The sequence below is a fragment of the Rhodococcus sp. R1101 genome (assembly GCF_000278445.1).
In the GTDB taxonomy this organism is placed as follows: domain Bacteria; phylum Actinomycetota; class Actinomycetes; order Mycobacteriales; family Mycobacteriaceae; genus Rhodococcus; species Rhodococcus gordoniae.
The window spans coordinates 1-3282 of the sequence record NZ_AJVB01000437.1; the positions used below are offsets into that span (position 1 = coordinate 1).

Here is a 3282-nt window from a genome sequence, read left to right on the forward strand (position 1 = left end):
ACCAGCGCGGCGGATGCGAGGAACGGAATGCGCCAGCCCCAGTCTTCGAAGGTGGCATCGGACATCGCGGTGAGTCCGAGGAAGGAAAGAGTGGCAAGGAGATTGCCCACCGGCGAACCCTGCTGGGCGAAGGCACCGTAGAGAACCTTCTTGCCGGGTGGGGCGAACTCGGTGGCGATGAGGACTGCTCCGCCCCATTCGCCGCCCATCGCGATGCCTTGCAGCACTCGCAGGGCGACGAGGAGGATAGGCGCCCAGATTCCGATCTGGTCGTAGGTGGGCAGCAGGCCCACGCCGACGGTGCCGGCGCCCATGAGCGCGAGGGTGATGATGACCGCGTTCTTCCGTCCGAAGCGGTCGCCGAAGTGGCCGAAGACGATCCCGCCGAGAGGCCGGGCGATGAAACCGACGGCGAAGGTCGCGAAGGCGGCGAGTGTGCCGACCGCGGGCGAGGCGTCGGGGAAGAACAGTGCCCCGAGGACGAGAGCCGAGGCCGTGCCGTAGATGTAGAAGTCGAACCATTCGATGGTGGTGCCGACGAAGGCGGTCACACCGGCGCGGCGTGCGGCCCGGGTGTCGTGCATCGGGCGTGGCGGCGGGGTCGCGGTGTGCTCTGGAGGAGTATTCACGCTGCACTTCCGAGGGCGTCGAGCGGAGTCGATCCGCGGATGAATGAGTCGTGGATCACTATCACCGGCGCAACCGTGTAAAGTCCAAGACCTAATCGAGCACGATTGTGTAGATCAACTTATAAAGTCGAGGTCGGCATGGAACTTCGGCAGCTGCAGGCCTTCCTGGCGGTGGCCGAGGAGTTGCACTTCGGACGCGCAGCGGAGCGACTGCACATCGCCCAGTCGCCGCTCAGTCAGACGATCCGCGCGCTCGAACGCGAACTCGGCGCCGAGCTGTTCGCCCGCACGACCCGCTCGGTGCAACTCACCGCGGCCGGTGAATCGCTGCTCGGACCCGCACGCGTGATCGCCGCCCAGATCGAGATCGCCCGGACGGTCGTGCGGTCGACGGCCTCGGGTGTCACCGGGGTGGTGAGTGTCGGGTTCGGCGGCGCGAGCGGGTACACGGTGATCTCGCAGCTGACCCGGCTGCTCGAGGAGCGTTGTCCCGGCATCGAGCTGGATCTGCGTCCGCAGACCTACACGGGGGAAGTGCTCGATCTGGTCTCGCAGGGACTGCTCGACATGGGGATTGTCGGCCTCCCGGTGCCCCGGGACGTCGCCACCGAGACGGTGCGGCAGGAATCGCTCATGGTTGCGCTGCCGGCGGATCATCGATTGGCGACCCGGGAGGAACTCGACGCCGCCGATCTGACCGGCGAGCGGTTCGTCGTCTATCCCGCCGCCCACGGGTCGAGCGTGCGGGAGATGACCTTCACGGTGTGCCACTCCGCCGGATTCACCCCCGTGATCGCCCGAGAGGCACCGGACCCCTACAGCCTGCTGGCCCTCGTGGGTGCCGGGGTGGGGGTTGCGGTCGTCGTCGCGTCGACCACCGACATCACTGTGACGGGCGTTCGGTACGTCCCGCTGCGGAACAGTCCGGTGCTGCCGATCGCGCTCGCGTGGCGTCGTGACAACCCGGCGCCGGCGGTCCGCCGGGTGGTGGATGTGCTGCGCGCACAAGTGAACTGACCGCTGTCGCACCCCGGTATGTGCCCTCCGGGTAAGTCGGGCGTGTCAAGGTGGAAGACACCCTCGAAGGGTCCGACGCTCGAACGGAGGAGGTGAACCATTGCCGGACACCGACGACCGACAACAGCACACCCAGGACGATCTCGATCGTGGCTCTCGACGTCGACGGGCCGTCCTGCAAACTCGTCGAGAAGGTGCCTCGCTCGCAGCAATCGACAGGACTGATGCGCTGACAACCACCGACTCACAAGGACCGCTCGGGCACGGTCGAGCACAGTGTTCAGCGCACGTTCGGCGGCGACACGGTCGGCCGGATGGACGGCCTCCCAGATACCGGACGTCAGCTCCTCGATGCGATGTTCGATCCTTGCCACGGTTTCTCGTCCGGATTCGCTGAGCCGGTCGTCGCGGATCAGGCTCCGAGCGATCAGGGAATCGACGACCTCCGCAGTGTCCGGTACGTAGGTGGTGTCGTGGAGCAGTGCGGGAAGCGCTGGCGAACCGTCGGAGCGTTCGGCGAGGCGCAGTGCGACCCACTGCGTCTCGACCAGGTCCTCGTCGGCAAGGGGATCTGGACGGCCGGACCGATGAGATCGGGGAGTTGCTCCGGTCTGTCCTTTCAACGCCACCACTCGTGGCCACTGTCGCGGACTTCGTTCACGCAGATTCGGAGAAGACCGAACCCGATCGAGCAGGAGACGAGAACATGGGACATCGACCACGGCTCGACGGCACCCGTTACGAGGACTCGACCTTGCACACCGGAAGCTCGAGTGAGCCATGACCACCATCAGCGCCAACGGGGTCGACCTCGGCGTCGAATTCTTCGGCGACGATGACGCACCACTCGTCCTGCTCGTCGGCGGCACGACGATGCTCTCGTGGCCCGACGAACTGTGCACACGGCTCGCCGCGGGTGGGCGTCGTGTCGTGCGGTACGACCTGCGGGATTGTGGGGAGTCGACGACGAAGGACCCGGACGCGCCCGGCTACACCCTGCGCGACCTCGCCGACGATGCGGCAGCCCTCGTCGACGCGCTCGATGGCAGGCCGGCGCATCTCGCGGGCATCGGTGTCGGCGGGATGGTGGCCCAGGTCGCTGCGCTCGACCATCCAGCCGCGTTCCGGGCCCTGACTCTGGTCGGGACGCGTCCGGTCGCACCGGGCCCGTGCGATCCCGACCTTCCCGATCACGGCGCGGCGACGATGAAGCGCATGTTCGCGCTCCCGATGCCCGACTGGGCCGATCGCACGGCCGTGGCGGAATTCGCGGCCGCTCGCGCCGCGGTCCTCGGGGACGATCCCGACGCCGCGTGCGTGGTTGCCGAGCGCATCTGGGACCGCACACCGAACGACGAGCCGTCGGTCCAGTCCGCGAATCAGCTCGGAATGGTCTTCGCCAGACTCGATTGCACGCCCCGCTGGCGGGAACGCTTGCGCCAGATCGACGTCCCGACCCTCGTCGTGCACGGCCGCCGGGATCCGTTCTTCCCCGTCGGCAACGGAGAAGCCATCGCACGCGAGATCCCGAGAGCGCGGTTGCTCGTCCTGGACGATGCCGGCACCGCGGTCCCTGTTGCGGTGGTCGACGAGATCGCCGAGGCGATGCTCACGTTGGACCGGTAGTTGCTCACGC

At 67.5% G+C, this 3282-nt stretch carries 3 protein-coding genes; 2 read left to right on the forward strand and 1 reads right to left on the reverse strand.

Annotation, left to right across the window (positions count from 1 at the left end):
- Nucleotides 1–584, reverse strand: a 584-nt coding sequence (locus R1101_RS0119395) for an MFS transporter (RefSeq protein ID WP_016934981.1), incomplete at its 3' end; no start/stop codon positions are given.
- A 183-nt stretch (nt 585–767) separates the two neighbouring features.
- Here R1101_RS0119395 and R1101_RS0119400 point away from each other — a divergent pair.
- Both R1101_RS0119400 and R1101_RS0119415 read left to right on the forward strand, forming a co-directional pair.
- Entirely contained in the window at nt 768–1646 is an 879-nt protein-coding gene (locus tag R1101_RS0119400; RefSeq protein WP_016934982.1) for a LysR family transcriptional regulator, read from the forward strand.
- A gap of 780 nt (nt 1647–2426) precedes the next feature.
- Complete coding sequence (locus tag R1101_RS0119415; protein WP_016934985.1) at nt 2427–3272, forward strand: alpha/beta fold hydrolase; 846 nt, start codon at nt 2427–2429, stop codon at nt 3270–3272.
- Nucleotides 3273–3282: the final 10 nt, after the last annotated feature.

What these genes read in the sequence shown, in the direction of transcription:
- R1101_RS0119400 (WP_016934982.1), top strand. Translation starts at nt 768, where the DNA reads ATGGAACTTCGGCAGCTGCAGGCCTTCCTGGCGGTGGCCGAGGAGTTG.
- R1101_RS0119415 (WP_016934985.1), top strand. Translation starts at nt 2,427, where the DNA reads ATGACCACCATCAGCGCCAACGGGGTCGACCTCGGCGTCGAATTCTTC.